Origin of the sequence: Acetobacter sp. KSO5, assembly GCF_044094635.1 — a bacterium.
Classification (GTDB): Bacteria; Pseudomonadota; Alphaproteobacteria; order Acetobacterales; family Acetobacteraceae; genus Acetobacter; species Acetobacter cerevisiae.
The window spans coordinates 1,044,478-1,067,124 of sequence record NZ_CP172014.1; the positions used below are offsets into that span (position 1 = coordinate 1,044,478).

A 22,647-nucleotide genomic window follows, 5' to 3' on the forward strand; every position below is an offset into this window, starting at 1 on the left:
GCTTATTCCTTCCCGAAAGAGAGCCAGTTCTCTCCGCCCATGGTCCAGGCCAGCAGGCCTTTCTGAGCATGCAGACGGTTCTCGGCTTCATCAAACACGACGGATTGCGGGCCTTCAAATACGTCTTCCGTCACTTCCTCCCCAATATGGGCAGGCAGGCAGTGCATGAACAGGGCATCCGGCGCGGCCACGGCCATCAGAGCCGCATCCACCCGGTAGGGAGAGAGCTTGGCAAGGCGCATGGCAGATTCTTCTTCCGAGTCCGACATGCTCAGCCATGTGTCCGTCACCACGCAGTCAGCACCGTCCACGGCAGCGCGCGGGTCTGTGGTCAGCACCACATCGCCACCTTCTTTTTTCGCCCAGTCCAGCACGTCCTGCGGCGGGGCCATGTCTGCCGGGGTGGCGGCGCGCAGTTTGAAGCCGAAGCGCACAGCCCCTTCAATCAGGGAGACCAGCACGTTGTTGCCGTCACCCGTCCACGCAAAAGTGCGGCCTTTGACCGGCCCACGATGCTCTTCATACGTCAGGATATCGGCCAGAATCTGCACAGGGTGAGAAGCGGGCGTCAGACCGTTGATCACCGGCACGCTGGCGGCACGCGCCAGCTCATGCAGGTTTTCCGTGCGGCCTGTGCGCAGCACCAGCGCATCCACAAAGCGGGAGAGGACGCGGGCGGTGTCCGTAATGGTCTCACCCCGGCCAATCTGCATGTCGGCCGGGGAGAGGATGACGGCATCCCCGCCCAGCTGACGAATGCCCACTTCAAAGGAGACACGGGTGCGGGTGGAGGGTTTGGAGAGGATAATCCCCAGCGCCCGGCCAGCCAGCGGCACGCGTGGATGCAGTGGGAAGCGGCGGCCCTTCTGCATCTGCTTCATACCGGCAGCGACATCCAGAATCTGGCGCAGGGTTGTGGCGTCCAGATCTTTCAGGTCGAGGAAGTGGCGCGGCCCGGTCTGCTTGGTGGGGGTGGAGAGAGAGGAAAGGGCAGCGCTCACAGGGTGGGCTCCAGTGTTTTGTTATTTTGGGTATTGGTCAAAATCTGCACCGCTTTTTTAAGGCGGGAGACAGCCTCACGGCATTCATCTTCAGAAATCGTCAGGGGCGGGACCAGACGCAGCACGTTGTCACCCGCTGTCACGCACAGCAGGTCGGCATCCTGTGCTGCTGCCTGCACAGTGCCAACCGGCAGCACGCAGCGCAGGCCGATCAGCAGGCCAAGGCCACGCCGTTCCGCAAAAATGGTGGGTGCGCTCTGCACCAGTTCATCCAGCAAGCCATCCAGCAGAGCCGCGCGGGCGCAGACCTGCTCCAGAAAGCCCGGAGCCAGCAGCACATCGAGCACTGCATTGCCCGCCGTGCAGGCCAGCGGGTTACCACCAAAGGTTGTGCCGTGCGTGCCCGCCGTCATGTTTTTAGCAACAGCTTCCGTGGCCAGAACGGCGCCGATGGGGAAGCCGCCGCCCAGACCTTTGGCAGCGGACATCACATCCGGCGTAATCCCGGCCCATTCATGCGCAAAAAGCTTGCCAGTCCGGCCTACGCCGCACTGCACTTCATCCAGCGCCAGCAGCACGCCGGTTTCATCACACAGCGCACGGACGGCTTTCAGATACTCAGGGCTGGCGACCTTAATGCCGCTTTCTCCCTGAATGGGCTCCAGCATGATGGCGGCCGTCTGCGGCGTAATGGCGGCTTTCAGGGCTGCGATGTCATTAAACGGTACATGCACAAAGCCCGGAACCGGAGCGCCGAAGCCTTCCAGATATTTCGGGTTGCCGGTGGCGGAGAGCATGGCCAGCGTCCGGCCATGGAACGCGCCATCCATGCAGATAATGTCCGTCCGTTCCGGGTGGCCGGACATGGCCTGCGCCCGCCGGGCAAACTTCACCATGCCTTCATTGGCTTCCGCACCGGAATTGCAGAAGAACACGCTGTCCGCAAAGCTGTTGGCAACCAGCCGTTCCGCCAGCCGCGTGGCCTGCGGGATCTGGAACAGGTTGGAGACGTGCATGACGCGCCCCACCTGCTCGCGGAGTTCTTTGACCATATGCGGGTGCGCATGCCCGATGGAGCAGGTGGCAATGCCCGCGGCAAAGTCCAGGAATCGTCGCCCGTCCGTCGTGTACAGCCAGGCGCCTTCGCCACGCTCAAAAGCGAGGGGGGCACGGTTGTAGGTCGGTGTCAGGGCTGGAATCATGGAATAATTCTTTGTGCTGCGTGTGAGGTGGTCATCAAAAAAGGAAAAGAGTGCAAAACAGAAAATGCCCGCTGCCTGATCTGGAGCGGGCGACCCGTTTGCACCCGGCATGATGACGGTGTCCTGCGGGCAGAGTCAAACGCCTAAAACGAAAATCTCGCATGAAACTGTCACATTTCTTGCGCAGGGGAGGGGTAAATGGGGCACGAATGGTCTTTTTGCAGCAAAATGAGGCATAAGGGCGGGCATGGGATCTGACACTGCACCCCCTTCCGATGTTCCGCCGCCCGACCGGAAGGTTTTGCGAGAAGCGGCTCTGGCGCATCTGGCGCGCTTTTCCACCACGCGGCAGGGGCTGGAACAGGTGTTGCTGCGCCGTATTGCCCGCTGGGAGCGGAGCGCCCTGAAAGCCGGGGCCGAGCAGGAGGATGTGCGCGCCACAGCCGCCGCTCTGCGCCCGGTGGTGGAAGCTGTAGCGGACGATATGATTCGTCTGGGCGCTGTGGACGATGCAGCCTTTGCGCAGGCCCGCGCCCGTCGATTAGTGCGCTCTGGCCGCTCCGGGCGGGCCGTGCAGGCGCATCTGGCCGCCCGTGGGGTGGAGGCTGATGTGCGTGAGGCCGCCTTGCAGGAGGTGGTCGAAGGGTTTTCTCCTGCGGAAGTTGAACTGTCTTCAGCCCTTGTGCTGGCGCGCAAGCGGCGGCTGGGGCCATTTGCCGGAATGCCGTCTCTCCGCCCACCGCGGGCCTCTGCCGCGAAGGAAGAAGAGAGCGGACGCGGCCTGAGTCCGGAAGAGGCTGAGGAACGCCGCGCTATGGGCATTCTGGCCCGTGCCGGGTTTGGGCGGGATGTGGCGCAGCGGGTGCTGGAGATGGACCCTGCGGAAGCGCAGGAGTGGATGGAGCGTTTGAGGGCCGAGTCGTGAAGCGTTGGAGTGTTCTGTTACTGCCGCTGTTGCTGGCAGCCTGTGCCGGGCATGGCGGATGGGGTGGCTCTGTGCAGTGCGCGCCTTATGCGCGGGAGCATTCCGGCGTTCAGTTACGCGGGGCGGCGGCTAGCTGGTGGCGGCAGGCCGGGGGGCATTATACCCGCACTTCCGCGCCGGAACCAGGCGAGGTGCTGGTGTTCCGTTCCACCCGGCGTCTGCCATCGGGGCATGTCTCTGTAGTGCGGGCCGTGAAAAACTCCCGCCTTGTGCTGGTGGACCATGCCAACTGGGAGCCGGGACGGGTGACGCGCCGCGCACCGGTGGAGGATATCTCACCGGGGAATAACTGGACGCAGGTGCGTGTCTGGTGGTCGCCTATTCACGGCATGGGGAAAACCGTCTACCCTACGTATGGATTTATAGAACCTGTGCTGGAGGGCGGCAGCTCCTGAGGCTGGCGTCCGCCGGATGATCGGTCCGCACGGTGTTTTGCCCCGTTTTTCAGGCCCCGCAAAGAGATCGGGCTTGCATGATGGGGGAAGCGCCGCCATGTGGTCAGAACAGAAACAGGGAATTTTGGCCGTTCGCAGTGCGCCGGCCTTATAAACAGAGGGCTGTTGAATGGGTAGCTTAAGCATCTGGCACTGGCTGATTGTGCTTGCGGTTGTGCTGGTGGTTTTTGGCGGTGGCGGCAAGATCAGCTCCATGATGGGTGATTTCGCGAAGGGGATTAAATCCTTCAAGAAGCACATGGCGGATGATGAACCGATGGATGAATCGGCTCCCCGCGCCGGTGGCCATATTTCTCCCCCGCCTGCTGCCAAACCGGCAGACCCCGCTGCTGTGCAGCCTGAAAAAACACACCAGCCCTGAGGCCAGCCGTACGGCACGGCAGGACGCAGGCCGCCTTCGGGCGGTCCGCAGGCGGATTAAAGGCCGGATTTAAAGCATGAGCGAAACCATGACGGATTTTGCACGCGCCACGCAGGACATTCTGGTGGCTGGGCAGCGGATGGATGCGCGTGGCTGGGTGCCTGCCACGGCAGGGAATATCAGCCGCCGCCTGCCGGATGGGCGCATCGCCATCACCCGCTCCGGCTGCCACAAGGGCTTCCTGCAGGCAGCGGATGTGATCACGGTTGATGAGGCCGGAAAGCCCCACCGCAGCGGCGATAAGCCAAGTGCGGAAACGCTGCTGCATTGCCAGATCTATCAGCAGGACCCCGCGGCCGGAGCCGTGCTGCACGGGCATTCCGTGGCGGCGACCGTGCTGTCCATGATTGAGAAAGGCCCGGCTCTTCACCTTGCAGACTATGAAGTGCTGAAAGTGTTTGAAGGCCAGACCACGCATGAAACGTCTGTGCCGGTGCCTCTGTTTGAGAACGATCAGGACATTGCGCGTCTGGCGCAGGTGGTCGCACCCTCCTTCGGCAGCATGGCGGCGGGCTACATTATTCGCGGCCACGGTGTGTATGTGTGGGGCAAGGATATGCCGACCGCACTGGCGCGGCTGGAAGGGCTGGAGTTTCTTCTGGCCTGCCTGCTGGAGAGAAGGAAGCTGGGCCTGTGAGCACGCTGACTATCTATCAGGATACCGTCTCCGAAACCTCGGTTCTGCAAACGCAGGACCCGGCGGAAATCGCCAGCCAGCTGCGCCCGCTGGGTGTGCGGTTTGAACGGTGGGAAGGCCCCGAAATCCCGCCGCGTTCTGCGGATGCAGAGACGGTTCTGGCCACCTATCGTCCGTTTTTGGATAAGCTGATGGGCGAGACGGGGGCAGGCTCTGCTGACGTTATGCGCGTGGACCCCAACACGCCCAATCTTCCTGCGCTGCGGGCCAAATTCCTGTCCGAACATACGCATAGTGAAGATGAAGTGCGCTTTTTTGTGCATGGCTCCGGCCACTTCATCCTGCATGTGGCGGACAAAATTTACGATGTGGAATGCACCCAGACAGACCTGATTTCCGTACCCGAGGGCACGAAGCACTGGTTTGATGCCGGGCCTGCGCCGGATGTGGTGGCTCTGCGGATTTTTACCCGCAAGGAAGGCTGGATTGCAGACTATACCGGCACCGACCTTGCAAACCGTTTTATGGCTTACGATCAATGAGTTCAGTCTCTCACACGCCGCGCGTCGCCCTGCTGGATATTGAGGGCACAACCGCCCCGGTTTCCTTCGTGCATCAGGTGCTGTTCCCTTATGCCCGCACCCATCTGCCTAAACTGGTGGCGGAACAGGCGCATGATCCGGTGGTGCATGAGCAGCTGGAAGAAATTGCCCGTCTGGCCCCCGGTGTGCCCCCCATGGAACAGCTGACGCGCTGGATGGATGAGGACGCCAAAGTCGGCCCTCTTAAAGCACTTCAGGGCATTGTGTGGGGGCAGGGCTATCAGCGCGGTGAACTGATTGCCAGCCTGTATCCGGATGTCGTGCCGGCGCTGGAAGCCTGGTCCAGAGCCGGGCTGACGCTGGCGGTCTATTCTTCCGGCTCCGAGCCTGCGCAAAAGCTGATTTACGGCCATACACAGCAGGGTGACGTCACACCGCTGTTCAGCCGGTTTTTTGATCTGCGTGTGGGCGGCAAGAAAGACGCGAAGAGCTATCGGAACATCCTGCTGGAAACCGGCTGGAAGCCTGAGGATGTGCTGTTTCTGTCCGATGTGACGGCGGAGCTTGATGCTGCAGCGGATGCCGGCTTGCAGGTCTGCCAGATTGTCCGCCCGGATGATGGCACGGTGGCAGGCAAGTGCCATCCGGTGGCGGCCACCCTGCCGGAAGCGGCGCGCCTGTTCGGGCTGCCCGGTGCGGAGCCGCAGGCGTGATCCGGGCGCAGCTGCACGAGAACTGGAAGGCCATCCCCGATGAAGCTCGTGGCTGCGCTGCTGCTCTGGGGAATTTTGATGGGGTGCATCTTGGGCACGCTCATCTGGTGCACACCCTCCATTCCGCCCGGCCTGACCTACCTCTGGCTGTGGTGACGTTTGACCCGCACCCGCGTGAACTGTTCCGCCCGCAGGACCCGCCGTTTCGGCTGACCCTGTCAGCTGAAAAGCTGGCCGCGCTTGAGGCGCTGGGGGTAAGGCATGTCTTCCAGATCAAATTTGATGAAGCCTTCTCCCAGATGTCCGCCGAGCGGTTTGTGGAAGATGTGCTGTATGATGCGCTGGGCCTGAAGCATGTGGCCTGCGGGCCGGATTTTGCCTTCGGGCATCGGCGCGGGGGCGATGTGACGTTCCTGTCCGAACGCTCTGCGGAACTGGGGATGGGCTTTACCCCCGTGCAGGCGCTCTCCGACGGGGCCGGGCCGTATTCCTCCTCCCGCATCCGGCGGCTGTTGCAGGATGGGTACCCGGAACGGGCTGCGGAAGAGCTGGGGCGCCCGTGGTTTATCCGGGGTGAGGTGCAACATGGCGACAAGCGAGGCCGTCTGCTGGGCTTCCCCACCGCCAATATTCCGCTGGGGCGGCATCTGGAACCGGCTCGCGGTGTGTATGCGGTCACGGTGCGCCTGCCCAACGGCCAGACGCGGCCCGGTGTGGCCAATATCGGCCGCCGCCCGACGATTAATGACGGGCAGGAGAGCCGGCTGGAAGTCAATCTGTTTGACTTTGACGGCGACCTGTATGGCCAGACCCTCTCTGTCGCGTTGCACCGCATGTTGCGGGCGGAAAAACGCTTTGAGGGGCTGGACGCGCTGAAAGACCAGATCAGGCAGGATGCCGTGCAGGCTCGTGGCGTTCTGGAAGAAGAACTGCGCGGGAATTAACCCTGATAATGCCCCTTGCAGCTTGACCCTTTGGGCTTGCGCTTGGATAACGGATAAACGTGCAGGTCTGCCAGTCTGGCGGGCCTGTTGTTGTGCCGAACCCGAACCAGAGTGACACCTGCCGTTCCATGTCTAAATCCAGCAGCAGTGATTCAGAGAAAAGCGCTAACGCCGATCTGTATCGCGATACCGTCTTTCTGCCCCGCACGTCCTTCCCCATGCGTGGCAACCTGCCAAAGCGGGAGCCGGACTGGCTTGCCCGGTGGGCTGAGATTGGGCTGGATGCGCAGATAAAGCAGCAGGCGGAAGGGCGTCAGGCCTTCACGCTGCATGATGGCCCTCCGTATGCGAACGGCCATCTGCACATCGGCCACGCGATGAACAAGATCAACAAGGACGTCATCAACCGCGCCCACCGCATGTCCGGCTATGCCGTGCGGTATGTGCCGGGCTGGGACTGCCACGGTCTGCCGATTGAGTGGAAGGTGGAAGAGGAATACCGCAAGGCGAAACGGGATAAGGATTCCGTGCCTGTGCTGGAATTCCGTGCGGAATGCCGTGCCTACGCCGCCAAATGGCTGGGCGTGCAGATGGAAGAGTTCAAGCGTCTTGGCGTGCAGGCCGAATGGGCCAACCGCTACGCGACCATGGATTTCTCTTCCGAATCCGCCATCGTCGGGGAAATCGGGCGTTTTCTGCTCAATGGCGGTCTGTATCGCGGCCTGCGTCCCGTGATGTGGAGCCCGGTTGAAAAAACCGCGCTGGCCGAAGCTGAAATTGAATATCACGACCACAAATCCACAACCATTCTGGTGGCTTTCCCCATTGTGAAAGATCCCACCCCGGCGCATGCGCTCAAGGATGTGTCCGTGGTGATCTGGACCACCACGCCGTGGACCATCCCCGGTAACCGTGCGCTGGCTTACGGGCCGGAGATCACCTACGTGGTGCTGCGTGTGGATGAAACGCGTGAGGGGGCTCTGCTGGAGTCCGGTGCCAAGGTTCTGGTGGCTGAAGCACTGGTGGACAGCTTCTGCAACGAAGCCCACGTTTCCGCGCACCACATTCTCTACACCCTGCCGGGTGAGGCGCTGAAGGGTGCCGTCTGCGCGCATCCGCTGCGTGGCTCCGGCTATGATTATGACGTGCCGATGCTGCCGGGTGATTTTGTCACGACGGAAGCTGGCACGGGCCTTGTGCATATGGCCCCGGCTCATGGTGAGGACGACTTCCGTCTGTGCAAGGAGTACGGCGTGGAAGTGCCGGAAACCGTGCAGGATGACGGCACGTATGCGCCGTGGGTTCCGGGTTTTGCCGGTGTGCATGTGTTCAAGGCAGCGGACCCGGTCTGTGCGACGCTGACCGCCGTGATGGAGCAGGCCAACGCCGCAGGCACAGCTCCTGCCGGTCTGGTGGCCCGTGGTGAACTGGTCCATTCCTACCCGCATTCCTGGCGCTCCCGAGCGCCCGTTATCTATCGCGCCACGCCGCAGTGGTTCATCCGCATGGATGGCGAGGCCGCTCTCCGTCAGAAGGCGCTGGATGCGCTGGACGATGTGACGTTTGTGCCCGCACAGGCCCGTAACCGCCTGACGTCCATGATCGAAAACCGCCCGGACTGGTGCATCAGCCGCCAGCGCGCATGGGGCGTGCCGATTGCCGTGTTTGTTGAAAAACGCACCGGCGAAGTCCTGCGTGATGCCGAAGTGATGCAGCGTGTTGTGGACATCTTCCGTGAGGAAGGGGCTGACGCATGGTACAGCTCTCCGGCCTCGCGCTTCCTTGGGGAAGGGCGCAACGCGGACGATTACGAGCAGGTGTTCGACATTGTCGATGTCTGGTTCGAGAGTGGTTCCACCCATTCCTTCGTGCTCGGCCAGCCCGGTCTGTCCTTCCCGGCAGATCTGTATCTGGAAGGGTCTGACCAGCATCGCGGCTGGTTCCAGTCCTCGCTGCTGGAAAGCGTTGGCACGCGGGGCATCTCACCCTTCAAGGCGGTTGTGACCAACGGCTTTGTGCTGGATGAGCACGGTCGCAAAATGTCCAAATCTCTGGGCAACGTGATTGCGCCGCAGGAAGTGAATGACAATCTGGGCGCGGATATCCTGCGCCTGTGGGTCATGAATTCCGACACGAACGAAGATCTGCGCATCGGTAAGGAAATCCTCAAGCAGCAGGGCGAACTCTATCGCCGCCTGCGCAATACGCTGCGCTGGCTGCTGGGCGCTCTGGATGGCTTTACGGAAGAAGAAGCGTTGCCGTATGATCAGCTTCCGGAACTGGAACGCTGGGTGCTGCATCGCCTGACCGATCTTGGCGGCCTGATGACCCGCGCTGTGGAAACGCATGAATGGGTTGGGGTCTATCCGGCCCTGCATGGCTTCTGCACCACGGATCTGTCGGCCTTCTACTTCGATATCCGCAAGGACACGCTCTATTGCGATGCGCCGTCCAGCCTGACGCGCCGTGCGGCCCGGACAGTGCTGGACCATCTGCATCGCTGCCTGACCACATGGCTGGCGCCGGTGCTGGTCTTTACGGCGGAAGAAGCGTGGACGGCCCGCTTTGGGGACGGTGAAAGCGTGCATCTGCAGGCCTTCCCGGATCTGCCGGCTGAGTGGAGCAATCCGGAACTGGATGAACGCTGGACGCGCCTGCGCGGTGTGCGGCGCATCATCACCACGGAAATTGAAGGCGCGCGGCGTGATGGCACCGTTGGCTCCTCGTTGCAGGCCCAGGTGGAACTGACCCTTTCTGAAGAGGAAGCGGCTGAGTTTGCCGGGGTGAACTGGAGCGAGTTGGCCATTGTCTCGCACGTCGACGTGCTGATCGCTCCGCAGAGCAGCTCGGTTTATGTCGAGGGCGAAGAAGGTGGCGAACTGCATGGGGCTCCGGTTGTGCGTCCGGCAGAGGGCGAGAAATGCGCTCGTTGCTGGAAAGTTCTGCCGGAAACCGGCACGCGAGACGGGGCGCCGGGCCTGTGCCTGCGCTGTGCCGATGTGGTGGCGGAGCGGGAACAGCAGGTGACAACGGCTGTGCAGGAGGGCGCGTGAGCACACCGCTTGTGCGCCGGCCCTTCGGCATCGGCTTTCTGGTGCTGATGCTGGCTCTCTCGGCGGATCAGCTCAGCAAATACTGGATTTTGTATGGGCTGGATCTGCCGGACCGGGTTTCCGTCAAGGTCATGCCGGGCCTGAACTTCACCATGGTCTGGAACCATGCGGTGACGTTCGGGATGTTCGGTGGTTTAGGCAATGCCGGGCGGATTCTGTTTTCCGTTATCGCGCTCAGCGTGGCCTCCGGCCTGCTGGTGTGGATGGCCAGAACCCCCAGTAAACTGACAGCCGCCTGCGTGGGGGCTATTACCGGCGGGGCCATTGGCAACGTGATTGACCGCGTGCGTTATGGCGCGGTGGTCGATTTTATTCATGCACATGCTTTTGGTTGGTCATGGTATGTGTTTAATGTGGCTGACTCTGCTATTGTATGTGCAGTCTGTGTTCTGGTGTTGCAGAGTGTCTTCTCGGACCGGCAGCAGCAGGCATCGTGATTTATAAAGCAACCTGTCGTACCGGCAGGCTGGGCAGGAAGGATATAAGACAGAAGATGGCGTGCCGTGTCTCGACACTGATTTCTCCGCTGCTTCTTCTGGGTGGCTGCGTAATGCTGACCGGGTGTTCCGGGACGGAAGCCGCCCGTGCGTTCGGGCTGGAACGCAGTATGCCGGATGAATACACCGTCACCACTCGTGCGCCGCTGTCCATGCCGCCCATGGATGCGCTGGCCAAGCCGGTAAGTGGGGCAGACCGCCCGCAGGATGAGAGTGAACGCCTGCAGGCTCTGGAAACGCTCTCTCCGGATGTGGCGCTGCGTGGCACCAACGGGGATACCAGCGGTGCCCAGTCCATTCTGGTGAATGAAGCGGCAGACGCCTCCGATGCGCCGGATGAAGGCGAGCTTGGGGCTGCGGGTTCCGGCTTTGTGAGCCAGCTGATGTTCTGGAAAGGTGGCAATGCCGGGTCTGCTGTTGATGCAGATGCGGAAAACCGCCGCCTGAAAGCCAATGCGGCTCTGGGGAACAAGCCGACCAAAGGCGTGACCCCCACAGTGCATCCTAAAAAATCCGGCCTGTTCTAAGGCTAAGGTCTGACCATGTCGGACCCGGTTTCCTCCTCATCTGTAACGTCCGGCACTCTGCCGTTGCGGCCTGCGCTGCGTCGGTTGCCGGAAGTTCTGGTGAACCGCATTGCTGCGGGTGAGGTGATTGAACGCCCTGCGGCTGCCCTCAAGGAACTGGTGGAAAACGCCATTGATGCCGGGGCAAAGCGGCTGGATGTCAGTCTGCAAAATGGCGGGATTGACCAGATTATTGTGACGGATGACGGGAACGGCATGTTCCCGGATGAACTCACGCTGGCAGTTGAACGCCACTGTACGTCCAAATTGCAGGACGAATCCCTCGTTCATATTCGCACCCTCGGCTTCCGGGGGGAGGCGCTGCCGTCCATCGGGGCTGCGGCGCGGCTGAGCATCACCTCCCGCCCGCGTGGCGAGAGTGGGGCCTGGAAAATCCGCGTCGAAGGCGGCAAAATTTTCCCGCCCGAACCCAGCGCAGGCGCTCCCGGCACCAGTGTAGTGGTGGAAGATCTGTTTTTTGCCACCCCGGCCCGGCGCAAGTTTCTCAAAAGCGCGCGCGTTGAAGGACGGCATGCCGAGAGCGTCATCCGGCGTCTGGCGCTGGCGGTGCCGGATACGGCCTTTCGCTTCAGCATGGATGACCGGGTGGTGTTTGATTTGCCCGCGCAGGATATGGCGGCCCGTGCGGCGGCCCTGCTGGGGGCCAATGAGGCCGATGGCTTTCTGAAAATTCACGGCGAGCGGGACGGTATGACGCTGTCCGGCTATGCCTGCGGGCCGTCCGTGCATCGGGCGACGGCAGCGGGGCAGTTCATGCTGGTCAACGGCCGTCCGGTGGTGGACCCGGTTCTGAAAACCGCTGTGCGCGTGGCGTATCGGCGGGTCATTGAACATGGACGACATCCCGTGGTGGCGCTGATGCTCACCATCCCGCCCGACCGCGTGGACGTGAACGTCCACCCCGCTAAAACAGAATTGCGCTTTGCGGATGAGGCCTCTGTCCGCTCTCTGGTCATCGGCACGCTGGGGCGCGCTCTGGAAGCCGGGGCAGGCAGCGTGGGCGTCCGGCCTTCGTTTTCCGCCGTCAGGCCGGGTCGCATCTGGTATCCGCCGGAAAACACGCCGCAACAGCCAGCGCCTCCCGCACCGGGTCAGCGGTCTATGCCGTATGCCACGCAGGGAAGCTTTGCCGAGCCGCGCCTTGGGCTGGGGGATACGCCGTCCGCCCGTATGCTGCCGCCTTTGCCTTCGGGTGATGGGACGGGGTTGTATGGGAACGGAACCGGCGCTGAGGACGGGCTGCCGGGTTCAGACATGTCTGGTTCTGGGGGCTTTGGTGGCGGATTAGATGCACCTGCCTTCTCATCGGATGGGCAGGCTCAGAATGGGCAGGGCGGGAGTGCCTCCGGTTATGCGCCGGGCGCTGGCGGATGGGATGCGGGGAGCATGGCACCGGGGGCATTGCCGGAGTCGTATGCTGCCGGAACTGTCCCGCCATCCGCTGTTTCTGCACAGCAGGCCGCCGCGCACCCCTTGGGGGCGGCGGTGGCGCAGGTGCTGGATACTTACATTATTGCGGTGGCAGCGGATGGCAGTCTTGTGCTGGTGGACCAGCATGCCGCGCATGAACGGCTGACGCATGAGCGCCTGCGGGAGCAGTTCCTCAGCGGCAGCATCCGCGGGCAGCGCCTGCTGGTGCCAGACGTGGTGGAGCTGCCACGCGGGCAAGTGGACGTGCTGGTGAGCCGGCAGGAGATGCTGGCCAAACTGGGCATTGAGCTGGAAGCCTTTGGCGGCACTGCTGTACTGGTACGTGCTCTCCCCGCCATGCTGAACACCACGGACGCCATTGGCCTGCTGCGCGATCTGGCCGAAGAGCTGGAAGCGGATGATTCCGGCGCGCCGGATGAAATGCCCTCGCTGGATGGGCGGCTGGATGCGGTGATTGCCCGCATGGCCTGCCACGGCAGTATTCGCGCCGGGCGACGCCTGAGCCGGGAAGAGATGGACGCCCTGCTGCGGCAGATGGAGGCCACGCCGCGCGCTGGCACCTGTTCCCACGGGCGGCCCACATGGCTGAAAATGACAAAAAACGATCTGGAAAAACTGTTCGGGCGGCGGTGAGACTCCGCAGGTTCTCACAGAGTATTGGCGTGTGCTCTGCGGAACGTGAACAGCACTTCTCTGGTTTCTCTTTCTAAAAGAGAGCAGGGTCAGAATGAAGTGATGCAATCTGGATGGTAAAAACGCTGTGCCCCATGCTCTGCTGTCTCTGATAACTTATGTCCCACTGGCGGGTGCGCTGGTAGCCTGGCTTTTTTGTCGGGGAGGGGAGGCGCAGGACCTTCTGGCCCGGCGGATCGGGCTGGGGACCAGTCTGGCCGTTCTGGCGCTGAGCGTGGCACTGTGGTGCGGTTTTAACCCCGCAACACCGGGCCTGCAGTTTGAAACCCGGATGGGCTGGGTCTCGGATGCCGGGATCTCCTACCATACCGGGGTGGATGGCATCTCGCTGGTGTTTATCCTGCTCACAGCGTTTCTTACCCCGCTGGCCATGGCCGCGGGGGCGCGCAGCATCCGCACGCAGGCACGGGAGTTTGTAGCGGCTATGTTGTTGCTGGAAACGGCCCTCTTCGGCCTGTTTTCTGCGCAGGACCTGCTGCTGTTCTATGTGTTTTATGAAGCAACGCTGATCCCCGCGAGTTTGATGATCGGCATCTGGGGCGGCCCCAAGCGGGCATGGGCCTCATTGCAGTTTTTCCTGTTCACGTTCGGCGGCTCGCTGTTCATGCTTATCGCTCTGATCGTGATGTGGCAGCAGGCAGGCACCACGGATATTCCGGTACTCATGCAGGCAGGCTTTTCCCATTCCCTGCAAGGCTGGCTTCTGCTGGCTTTCCTGCTGGCGTTTGGCGTGAAGCTTCCGCTGTTCCCTCTGCATGCCTGGCTGCCGGATGCGTATTCCGAAGCACCGGCTCCGGCCTCCGCCATGCTCTCCGGCGTGTTGTCCAAAACCGGGGCGTATGGTCTGCTGCGGTTTGGGGTGCTGATGTTCCCGGATGCCGCCCATCTGTTCGCACCTTACGTGCTGGCGCTGGGTGTGGTGGCGATTCTCTATGCCGCTTTTGTCGCCTTTGCGCAGACGGATATGAAGCGGGTGATCGCCTATTCCTCCTTCTCCCACATGGGCATGATTGCGGTGGGGCTGTTCACGCTGACGGCAGAAGGCATTGATGGCGCTATTTTCCAGATGCTCTCGCATGGCGTGGTGATTGCTGCACTGTTCTTCTGTGTCTCAGCGGTCGCCCTGCGGTCGGACACGCAGCAGATTTCTGCTTTGGGTGGTGTGGCGCGGCAAATGCCGGTGCTGGCTCTGCTGACCATGCTGTTTACCATGGCCAATATCGGCCTGCCCGGCACCGGCTCCTTTGTGGGTGAGGTGCTGGTGCTGATGGGGGCGATTCACGTCTCATTCTGGGTCGCGCTGCTGGCCGGAGGCACCATGATTATGGGGGCGGTGTATATGCTCTCCCTGTATCGCCGGGTGCTGTTTGGCGGCGTGCAGGGGGCTGTGCATCTGCTGCGTGACCTGAGTGTGGGGGAAATGGCGGTGCTTGCTCCGCTGGCGCTTGTCACACTCTGGATGGGCATTCACCCAGGCAGCTTTACCCGCCTGTTTGACCCCGTAGTGATGCAGGCCATGCATCATGGCGCTCTCACAGCTACGGCCTCTCTGCCAGACGCCACGGTGCATTTGGCGGCCCGGTAAAACGGGTCTTTTAGACCGGGCCTTTCCGCCGCTGGTGGCGGCAGTTTTACTGTGGCAATTCTGGCTGCTCGTTTGGCGGGCCTTTTTTGCCCGGCGTTAGCACTGTGCCCGCAGAGGCCAGCACAATGCACAAAATGCCGCCCATGCGCAGGGGGGAAAGGGTTTCGTGGAGTAGCAGAATCCCCGCACAGGCCGCACAGACAGGTTCCAGACTATACAGCACGCCCAGATCCCGCGCGGAAAGGCGGTGCATGGCCTGCATTTCCAGCGCGTAAGGCAGCGCGGAGGAGCTCAGTGCCACCAGCACTGCCATGCCCAGCAGGAGCGGGTGGTTCAGGCCGATCAGGAACGCCGGGGTGAAGCAGGGCAGGAACAGGATGACGGCGCTGGACAACAGGCCCAGAGCGCAGGCGTGGCCCGGGGAAAGCTTGCCGGTCATGCGTTTGCCAAAAACGATGTAGAGCGCCCAGAAGATAGCTGCCCCCACGGCATACCCAACGCCCACCATATCCGGCAGAGCGGCCGTATCCGGTTTCAGCAGCAGGCACAGGCCCAGCACTGTGAGGGTAATCCAGCCGATGTCAGCCAGCCTGCGGGAGCCAATAAAGGCCAGAAACAGCGGGCCGGTAAATTCAATGGCGACGGTCATGCCCAGCGGAATACGTTCCAGAGCCAGATAGAAGCACAGGTTCATCCCGGCAATGGCAATGCCGTAAGGCAGGACAAGCCGAAGGGTGCGGCGTGAGATGGCATGCCAGCTGCGGAAAAACACAACCAGCGCGACGGCCGCAAACGCCGTGCGCAGGCCAACCATGCCCCCAGCCCCAAAAAGCGGGAACAGAGATTTAGCCAGAGATGAGCCAAACTGGAGGCAGATCATGCTGCCGACCAGCTGGGTTAGCGCAAGCACGCGTTCCTTAAGAGGGCTGTTGGCAAAGGAAGCAGGCATGCTCAGGCGTGTCCATGAGTCCGGAGCATGCCGAACATGATGTTAGAAAAAGGGGGCTGGATCATACATCCAGCAGTTCACCAACAGACTGAGCGTGTTCCTGAATGAAGGCAAAGCGGAGTTCCGGCTTACGGCCCATCAGGCTTTCCACCCTCTCCCGCGTGGCCAGCCGATCTTCCGGCAGGGCCACTACGCGCAGCAGCGTGCGGCGTTTGGGATCCATGGTGGTTTCTTTCAGGTCACCCGGAGGCATTTCGCCCAGACCTTTAAAGCGGGAGACATCAATCTTGCCCCGCGCCTTGAAGGCGGTTTTCATTTTGCGCTCACGGTCAGCATCATCCATCGCATAGACGGTGTGTGCCCCCTGCGTCAGCCGGTAAAGCGGTGGCTGCGCCAGATAGAGCCGCCCGTTGCGGATCAGATCCGGCAGCTCACGGTAGAAGAACGTCATGAGCAGCGAGGCAATATGCGCGCCGTCCACGTCAGCATCGGTCATGATGATGACGCGGCCATAGCGCAGCTTGCTCAGTTCAAACCGGTCGCCCGAACCGCAGCCGAGGGCTTCAATCAGATCCCGCAGTTCCTGATTGGCGCGGAGTTTTTCCGTGGTGGCACTGGCCACGTTCAGAATTTTCCCGCGCAGAGGGAGGACGGCCTGCGTTTCCCGGTTACGGGCCTGCTTGGCGGACCCACCGGCGGAGTCACCCTCCACCAGAAAGATTTCAGTCTCTTCGGCGCGTTCGCGCGTGCAGTCGGTCAGCTTGCCCGGCAGACGCAGGCGGCGTGTTGCACTTTTACGCGGCGTGTCTTTCTGCTCACGGCGGCGCAGACGTTCTTCGGCCCGCTCAATCACAAAACCGAGCAGGGCATCGGCCTGCGGCGGGTTCTGGGCCAGCCAGTGGTCAAACCGATCCCGCAGCGCGGTTTCCACCAGTTTGCTGGCTTCGGAGGAAGTCAGCTTTTCCTTGGTCTGCCCCTGAAACTGCGGGTCCCGGATAAAGACGGAGAGCTTGGCGGCAATCATGCCCAGCACGTCTTCCGCCGTGATGGAGGCGGCTTTTTTGTTGGACCGCTGATCCCCCCATGCCCGCAGGCCTTTGACCAGCGCGTTACGGAAGCCCGTCTCATGCGTGCCGCCCTGCGGCGTGGGGATCGTATTACAATAGGAGGCGAGGGCTGCGGTGCCGCTTTCCAGAAAAGCGACAGCCCATTCCACGCGGCCATTATCCGTACCATCGGCTGCTGGCGGCAGGTTGGCATCACCGGCCCAGAGCGGGGTGAGCAGCGGCGCGGAGGCACCGAGTTCATCCGTCAGGCTGTCGGCCAGACCGCCGGGGAAATGCAGCGTGGCTTCTGTCGGGGTGTCATCCCCCGTCTTGATCAGAGACGGATCACAGGACCAGCGAATGGTCACGCCCCGGAACAGGAAGGCCTTGGACCGGCACAGCTTGTAGAGTCGGGACGGCACAAAAACGTGCGAGCCGAAAATGAGCGTATCCGGCTGGAATGTAATCTGGGTGCCGCGCCGGTTTTGCGTGGGGCCAACCTTTTCCAGCGCCGTAACGGGCTTGCCGCGCTCATAGGCCTGACGCCAGATGGCGCGGTCCCGCGCAATTTCCACATCCATGCGGGAGGAGAGGGCGTTCACCACGGAAGACCCGACTCCGTGCAGACCGCCGGAGGTGGCATAGGCCTTGCCGGAGAATTTGCCGCCAGCATGCAGGGTGGTGAGAATGACTTCCAGCGCAGAGCGGTCGGGGAAGCGCGGATGCGCATCCACGGGAATACCGCGTCCGTTATCCCGAATGGTCAGACGATTTTCCGGGTCCAGCCGCACATCAATGGCCGAGGCATGGCCTGCCACGGCTTCATCCATCGCGTTATCCAGCACTTCGGCGGCGAGGTGATGCAGGGCGCCCTCATCCGTGCCACCGATATACATGCCGGGGCGGCGGCGGACAGGCTCAAGCCCTTCCAGAACCTCAATGGCGCTGGCGTCATAGGCCTGGGGGCTGGTCTCAGCTTTGGTCGCAGTTTTTCCCGCAGGCTTGCGGGAAGGCGGGGGCGCAGAAAACAGGTCGCTCATGGATATGGTCTGTCCCGCTTTGTCGCTGATTCGTCAAGCAGGCCTGATCTGGAAGGGCGACGGATGGCCGGGCCTGAACTGCAATACCATCCGTCGCAAGGCTAAATGCCTCAGGCGCGATGCGTCGTTTTTGCTTTGGCTTTTGTTGCGCGGCGTGCCGGGCGGGCCGAATGGGAGGCCGCAGGGGCTGCGCAGGTTTCAAAAGAGGCCGGCTGGGTGACGTCCTTGGCTTCCGTATAGTTGGCCAGATCTTCAGAACTTTCCAGAGCATTCACTTCGTCAAACATGGCAATGCGCTGCATGCAGAAGATGGTGCCGGACTGAAGGCCTTTTTCAGACTGAATATTGGCCAGCTGCGTGATGTAATCATCATGTTCACGCTGGGCGCTGCTGCCGTAGGTGCTGCGGAAATAGGTGTTGAGCTTCTGCTCTTCATTCAGCAGCGTGGAGCGGAACTTGCCGACAAACGCATTGTAACGGTCCTGCGCGTTGCAGGAGAGAGCCGTGACCATCAGCTCACTTTTCAGAGCCTGAATATCGAACGCTTCATGCGCCGGGGAGTGGCCGCACGGGGTGGCAGCAAGCGTTACGGTGCTGTGCAGCACACCAAAAGCAACGGCACCAGCGGCAAGAAAACGGGAAAAAGACATGCGGGTCCTCCGATACAAGCTGGAGCGGGCGTGCCTCTTCACATCAAGGTCTCCCCGGCAGGCTCAGCGTATGAAACGGTTTTCGACAAGGTTTGATGAACGAAATAGCGTATTCAGCAGAGAAAGATAGAAGTATTTTTTCATACCGCGTCTCAGCATTACAGCATGCTGGAGGTCTCATCACATTCAGGCAGGCCGGAACACGGGGATGACACAGTGTGGTCTTCCAAACTCTTAATTTCGGGCAAAATGATGTCGCTTTTTCAAAAGCGAGGCAGCCGTGCGGGGAGATGCTCTTTATTCCCCTTTCTTCCTTCCTCAGTATGTTCTAAACGCAAAGACGAATCATGCGGCACAGCGGGAAGTGGGCATAAGTTTGCCCTATTTGCCCGCAATAGAGTGCGCAGAAGGTTCATGTGTACTTAATAAATAGTGAAGCGGAGCTGTCGAGTGCGCTTGCGAGGAATTGCCGTTTTGGCGCTAACTGGTGGTATGCTTGCCGGCTGTGCGACTACAGGTGGGCCAGTTAACTCCGGGTCTCCCAACCCGTTTGGGTATATGAAGAAATCTGCGGTCTGCCAGACCACGCCGCTGAAAAAGGCCGCTGATGGCAGCCTGAGCACCACCATGACGGTGCGTTCGGACGATGGCCTGTGTGACCTCAAGGTCTCTCAGGACAACGGGAAGGCCTATGCCTCCTTCGGTGTTTCTCCTGCTCCGGAACACGGTAAGGCGTTCCTGTATAGCCTGGATAACGATACCCACGTGACCTACACGCCGACCATGGCTTATGCCGGTCAGGATACGTTCACGGCTATTCTGGTGCCGGGCCCGGGTGAAAAACGCACCCGCCTGACGGTCACGGCGCAGGTTGACGCCACCGGCGTTGTTCTACCCAGGCCTACCGCTCCGGTAGAAACCAAAGCTGCGGAAACGAAAACGACCGCTAAAAAGGCCACTACGACCCGCCGTCGTGTAGTGAGCCACAAGAAATAAGTCTCTGATGTGCGCAGCGTCTCCCGGTTGATGGGGGCGCTGCTTTTTTTTGAGACGATTTTCATAAAAAACGCGCTGTCCCCGGTATTTTCGGGGCAGCGCGTTTTTTGTTTGGGGCAGGTTGTATGCCCCCAGAAATCAGATGGAGAAGGTAATCGGTTCGCTCAGCGGGCGCTTGAGACCACAGCTCTCCGTCTTTTTAACCAGATCATCCAGCGTGGTTTTCTTCATCTGGGCCGTCAGATCTTTGTCGAACTGCTTCCAGCACGGTTCGATCACCTTGCTGAACAGCGGACCTTGCGGGCCATCATCCCCGTTATTGTCATCCTGCGTGACCGCATTGATGATATCGACCAGAGAAATATCCCGCCGGGGGCGACCCAGACGGTAGCCACCGCGCGGCCCGCGAATGCTTTCCAGCAGCCCGGTGCGTGAAAGGGCCTGCAACAGCGGCTCAATTCCACGCCGCGCCAGAGCGGAGCGTTCGGCAATATCAGCAGCACTGACCGTGCCGGAGCGGCCTGCATGAAAGGCGACATCCAGCATGATGAGCACGGCTGTCATAGCTCTGTCCCGACGCAGGATCATGGGTCTGGTTCCTTTCACCTCAGAAAAAGGCAAATCTGCCGTTAAACATGAATGACATCGAGATATAGCAGGCGTTCTCCTGTTTATCTACGCTGATAATTCGTATTATAAAAGAGCCACGTGAGAAAACACACAGAAAAGGCAGGTTCATGACAAGTTCGGATAAATCCGGGGGTGGTTACGGCTTTGCTGCACCACGCGGCAAGGTGTACGACTCGGTTCTCGGCGTCGTTGGTGGAACGCCTCTGGTGGCCCTCCCGCACCTCTCGCGGGACGAAGAGCTGAAATGCCGCCTTTTACTCAAGCTGGAATTTTTTAATCCGCTGGGTTCCGTCAAGGATCGCATCGGCGCAGCCATGGTGCTGGAAGCCGAGCGGGAAGGGCGCATTACGCCCGGCCGCACGGTGCTGGTGGAGCCGACATCCGGTAATACAGGCATCTCTCTGGCGTTTGTCGCCGCGGCGCGTGGGTATCGGCTGATTGTCACCATGCCGGAAGGGGCATCCATTGAACGGCGGCGCATGCTGCGGCTGATGGATGCGCAGGTGGAACTGACGCCGGCTCGTCTGGGGATGGCGGGGGCTATTGCCCGCGCGGGAGAAATCCTGCGGGAAACGCCGGATGCCTGGATGCCGGACCAGTTTGATAACCCCGCCAACCCGGCTGTGCACGCCGCCACGACGGCAGAAGAAATCTGGATTGATACAGATGGCCAGATTGATGCTGTAGTTGCCGGTGTCGGCACAGGTGGCACGGCCACGGGCATTGCCGAAGCCCTGAAGCCCCGCCGCAAAGGCTTGCAGGTGTTTGGTGTGGAACCGACCGAAAGCGCCATTCTGAATGGGGATGAACCCGGCCCACACGGTATTCAGGGCATTGGTCCCGGTTTCTGCCCGGCCACGCTGAATACGAAGCTGCTGGATGGGGTGATTCCCGTCTCTGAGCGCGAAGCTATTGCTGCGGCACGCCGTTGTGCGCGGCTGGATGGTATTCCGGTGGGGATTTCTTCCGGGGCGGCCCTGCATGCCGCGCTTCAGGTAGCCAAAAAGCCGGAGTCTGAAGGCAAGACGATTGTTGCCATCGCGCCGTCCTTTGCAGAACGCTACCTGTCTACGTCTCTGTTCTCCGGGCTCTAAAGGTTCGGTAAGCGCTGCGGCGTCAGGCAGGCCTGCTCTCGGGCGGGCACGGCAGACGGCGCCAGAGCTGAGCCAATAAAAAAACGCTGCTCCAGCTTGATGCCGGGCAGCGTTTTTTATTGGAGAGCGAGGAAGCCTATCAGGGTGCTTTTCAGCTTGCCTGACAGGATTTCCGTCCGCGTTGCTTAGCGGAAGAGAATTTCTACGCGACGGTTCTGGGCTTCCTTGGTGTTGGGGCCCGTTTTGACCAGCGGATTTTCTTCACCATAGCCATGAATATCGATAGTGGCCCCCGGTACGCCATCACGCACCAGTTCGGCCTTCACCATTTCCGCACGGCGGATGGACAGCTTCACGTTGTAAGCTTCGCCACGTTTCTGGCCGGGGAAGGCGGAAGAGTTATCCGTATAGCCGGAGACCAGAATGCGGGTGAGGCTGGTATGGGTAGTGGCCTGTGCGGCTACAGCCACAATGGAGCGGGCGCGGTCTGACAGGTCAGACTTGTCCCAGTCAAAAAACACCAGATAGCTGCGGGCTGGCTGCGGAGCCGGAGCAGCTGCGGGTTCCGCGATCTTCGGCGGCGGCGGCGGAGCTGGGTTGAACTCATATCGCAGGCCCAGCATCAGGGAATGGTTGAAATCCGTCTTGGTGTCACGATTGCCCGTGGCAAAGCTGTAGGACTTGGACTGGTTGGCCCCGCCGATGGTACCCCATGCAGAAGAGCCGTGAGACTGCGGGCCAAGCATGGTCCAGAAGCGATATTCCGCTGTGAAGGACAGCCCTACGACCCACGGCGTGGGGAAGGCGACACCGAAAATACCCTGATAGGCAAAATTACCGAACGTGCCGCCCACATGCTGGGAAAGCTGGTTTCCCGGTGCCGTGATGGAGGTGTTCATGGCCGTCCAGCCATAACCAACACCCGCGCCAAAATACGGGAAGATGAACGGGTTGCCGACATCCATGTCAAACAGCGCGTTGGCCATCACACCATAAGTCTGGCGGCGGCCATCAGCACGGCTGGTGAGGGAGTTGGTCACAAACCGCTGATACGTCTGGTTGCGGTAGTCGCCTTCCACTTCCACACGGAACCCGTTGCCCAGACCATAGCCGATAGAGCCGATTCCGGTTGCACCGGTGCGCCAGCGGTCACGTCCGTCCGGGAACATGTTGGAAGTGCGGACGCGCTGGTCCTGGTTGAAGGTCGCGCCGCCTTCGCCCGCAATATACAGGCCCTGAACAGGCTGAGCCATGGCAGGCGCGGCACACAGCAGGAAACCTGCCACCAACGGTGCAGAAAGCAGTGATTGCGCGAGGAGGCCTTGGCGCAGCGTCATGTTCTTCTCCCTGCTGTGGCACTGTTTCCGCAGTGGCCGGGCATTGTGGTCTTGGTGCACGTGGCACATATGCCTGCCTTCTTTGCTGTAAACTGGCCT

The 22,647-nt window shown here is 61.2% G+C and carries 21 protein-coding genes; 14 read left to right on the forward strand and 7 right to left on the reverse strand.

Features of this window, described 5'->3' with window-relative positions; genetic code table 11:
• Positions 1–2: 2 nt before the first annotated feature.
• Positions 3–1,001, reverse strand: coding sequence for an ornithine carbamoyltransferase (gene argF / locus ACHQGU_RS04785; RefSeq protein WP_215753546.1), 999 nt, complete (start codon positions 999–1,001; stop codon positions 3–5).
• Positions 998–2,203: an aspartate aminotransferase family protein gene (locus tag ACHQGU_RS04790; protein WP_215753545.1), complete on the reverse strand. Its 1,206-nt coding sequence runs from the start codon at positions 2,201–2,203 to the stop codon at positions 998–1,000. Before ACHQGU_RS04790 ends, argF begins: the two co-directional genes overlap by 4 nt.
• A 247-nt stretch (positions 2,204–2,450) precedes the next feature.
• Between ACHQGU_RS04790 and ACHQGU_RS04795 the strand changes: the two genes are divergently transcribed.
• The 12 genes from ACHQGU_RS04795 (at position 2,451) to ACHQGU_RS04850 (ending at position 14,806) form a co-directional block, all read left to right on the forward strand.
• Entirely contained in the window at positions 2,451–3,128 is a 678-nt protein-coding gene (locus ACHQGU_RS04795) for a RecX family transcriptional regulator (protein ID WP_395496038.1), read from the forward strand.
• The gene (locus tag ACHQGU_RS04800) at positions 3,125–3,583 is read left to right on the forward strand and encodes a CHAP domain-containing protein (RefSeq protein WP_061508896.1); all 459 of its coding nucleotides are present in this window, start codon (positions 3,125–3,127) and stop codon (positions 3,581–3,583) included. Before ACHQGU_RS04795 ends, ACHQGU_RS04800 begins: the two co-directional genes overlap by 4 nt.
• Positions 3,584–3,752: 169 nt before the next feature.
• Positions 3,753–4,004: a twin-arginine translocase TatA/TatE family subunit gene (locus ACHQGU_RS04805; protein WP_062250564.1), complete on the forward strand. Its 252-nt coding sequence runs from the start codon at positions 3,753–3,755 to the stop codon at positions 4,002–4,004.
• A gap of 76 nt (positions 4,005–4,080) precedes the next feature.
• The gene (locus tag ACHQGU_RS04810) at positions 4,081–4,701 is read left to right on the forward strand and encodes a methylthioribulose 1-phosphate dehydratase (protein WP_395496039.1); all 621 of its coding nucleotides are present in this window, start codon (positions 4,081–4,083) and stop codon (positions 4,699–4,701) included.
• Positions 4,698–5,243, forward strand: a complete 546-nt coding sequence (locus ACHQGU_RS04815; protein WP_395496040.1) for a 1,2-dihydroxy-3-keto-5-methylthiopentene dioxygenase — start codon at positions 4,698–4,700, stop codon at positions 5,241–5,243. Before ACHQGU_RS04810 ends, ACHQGU_RS04815 begins: the two co-directional genes overlap by 4 nt.
• Positions 5,240–5,956: an acireductone synthase gene (mtnC, locus tag ACHQGU_RS04820; RefSeq protein ID WP_395496041.1), complete on the forward strand. Its 717-nt coding sequence runs from the start codon at positions 5,240–5,242 to the stop codon at positions 5,954–5,956. The genes ACHQGU_RS04815 and mtnC overlap by 4 nt, the downstream gene beginning before the upstream one ends.
• A complete protein-coding gene (locus tag ACHQGU_RS04825; protein ID WP_179193763.1) occupies positions 5,953–6,900 on the forward strand; it encodes a bifunctional riboflavin kinase/FAD synthetase in 948 nt (315 codons plus the stop codon). Before mtnC ends, ACHQGU_RS04825 begins: the two co-directional genes overlap by 4 nt.
• Positions 6,901–7,028: 128 nt before the next feature.
• The gene (gene ileS / locus ACHQGU_RS04830) at positions 7,029–9,953 is read left to right on the forward strand and encodes an isoleucine--tRNA ligase (RefSeq protein WP_395496382.1); all 2,925 of its coding nucleotides are present in this window, start codon (positions 7,029–7,031) and stop codon (positions 9,951–9,953) included.
• A 47-nt stretch (positions 9,954–10,000) separates the two neighbouring features.
• Complete coding sequence (gene lspA, locus ACHQGU_RS04835; RefSeq protein ID WP_062140915.1) at positions 10,001–10,450, forward strand: signal peptidase II; 450 nt, start codon at positions 10,001–10,003, stop codon at positions 10,448–10,450.
• A gap of 56 nt (positions 10,451–10,506) precedes the next feature.
• Entirely contained in the window at positions 10,507–11,037 is a 531-nt protein-coding gene (locus ACHQGU_RS04840; RefSeq protein ID WP_062140689.1) for a DUF3035 domain-containing protein, read from the forward strand.
• Positions 11,038–11,052: 15 nt separating this feature from the next.
• Positions 11,053–13,161, forward strand: a complete 2,109-nt coding sequence (gene mutL / locus ACHQGU_RS04845) for a DNA mismatch repair endonuclease MutL (protein WP_395496042.1) — start codon at positions 11,053–11,055, stop codon at positions 13,159–13,161.
• A 127-nt stretch (positions 13,162–13,288) separates the two neighbouring features.
• Positions 13,289–14,806, forward strand: a complete 1,518-nt coding sequence (locus ACHQGU_RS04850; protein ID WP_395496043.1) for a NuoM family protein — start codon at positions 13,289–13,291, stop codon at positions 14,804–14,806.
• A 46-nt stretch (positions 14,807–14,852) separates the two neighbouring features.
• Here ACHQGU_RS04850 and ACHQGU_RS04855 read toward each other — a convergent pair whose 3' ends face one another.
• The 3 genes from ACHQGU_RS04855 to ACHQGU_RS04865 form a co-directional block, all read right to left on the reverse strand.
• Positions 14,853–15,755: an EamA family transporter gene (locus ACHQGU_RS04855; protein ID WP_395496044.1), complete on the reverse strand. Its 903-nt coding sequence runs from the start codon at positions 15,753–15,755 to the stop codon at positions 14,853–14,855.
• Between the two features lie 61 nt (positions 15,756–15,816).
• Positions 15,817–17,841 carry a DNA topoisomerase IV subunit B gene (gene parE, locus ACHQGU_RS04860; protein ID WP_062140696.1) on the reverse strand — a complete coding sequence of 675 codons (2,025 nt, stop codon included), beginning with the start codon at positions 17,839–17,841 and terminating at the stop codon, positions 15,817–15,819.
• Between the two features lie 110 nt (positions 17,842–17,951).
• Positions 17,952–18,491 (reverse strand): hypothetical protein, encoded by a 540-nt coding sequence (locus ACHQGU_RS04865; protein WP_062250578.1) that lies wholly within the window; start codon positions 18,489–18,491, stop codon positions 17,952–17,954.
• Between the two features lie 450 nt (positions 18,492–18,941).
• Here ACHQGU_RS04865 and ACHQGU_RS04870 point away from each other — a divergent pair, with 450 nt between their 5' ends.
• Positions 18,942–19,487 carry a hypothetical protein gene (locus ACHQGU_RS04870; RefSeq protein ID WP_395496045.1) on the forward strand — a complete coding sequence of 182 codons (546 nt, stop codon included), beginning with the start codon at positions 18,942–18,944 and terminating at the stop codon, positions 19,485–19,487.
• Between the two features lie 138 nt (positions 19,488–19,625).
• Here the strand turns inward: ACHQGU_RS04870 and ACHQGU_RS04875 are convergent, their stop codons facing one another.
• Entirely contained in the window at positions 19,626–20,075 is a 450-nt protein-coding gene (locus tag ACHQGU_RS04875; protein ID WP_062140700.1) for an Rrf2 family transcriptional regulator, read from the reverse strand.
• Between the two features lie 149 nt (positions 20,076–20,224).
• Between ACHQGU_RS04875 and cysK the strand changes: the two genes are divergently transcribed.
• Entirely contained in the window at positions 20,225–21,211 is a 987-nt protein-coding gene (gene cysK, locus ACHQGU_RS04880; RefSeq protein WP_062140702.1) for a cysteine synthase A, read from the forward strand.
• Positions 21,212–21,396: 185 nt separating this feature from the next.
• Here the strand turns inward: cysK and ACHQGU_RS04885 are convergent, their stop codons facing one another.
• A complete protein-coding gene (locus ACHQGU_RS04885; RefSeq protein WP_062140704.1) occupies positions 21,397–22,548 on the reverse strand; it encodes an OmpA family protein in 1,152 nt (383 codons plus the stop codon).
• Between the last annotated feature and the right edge of the window lie 99 nt (positions 22,549–22,647).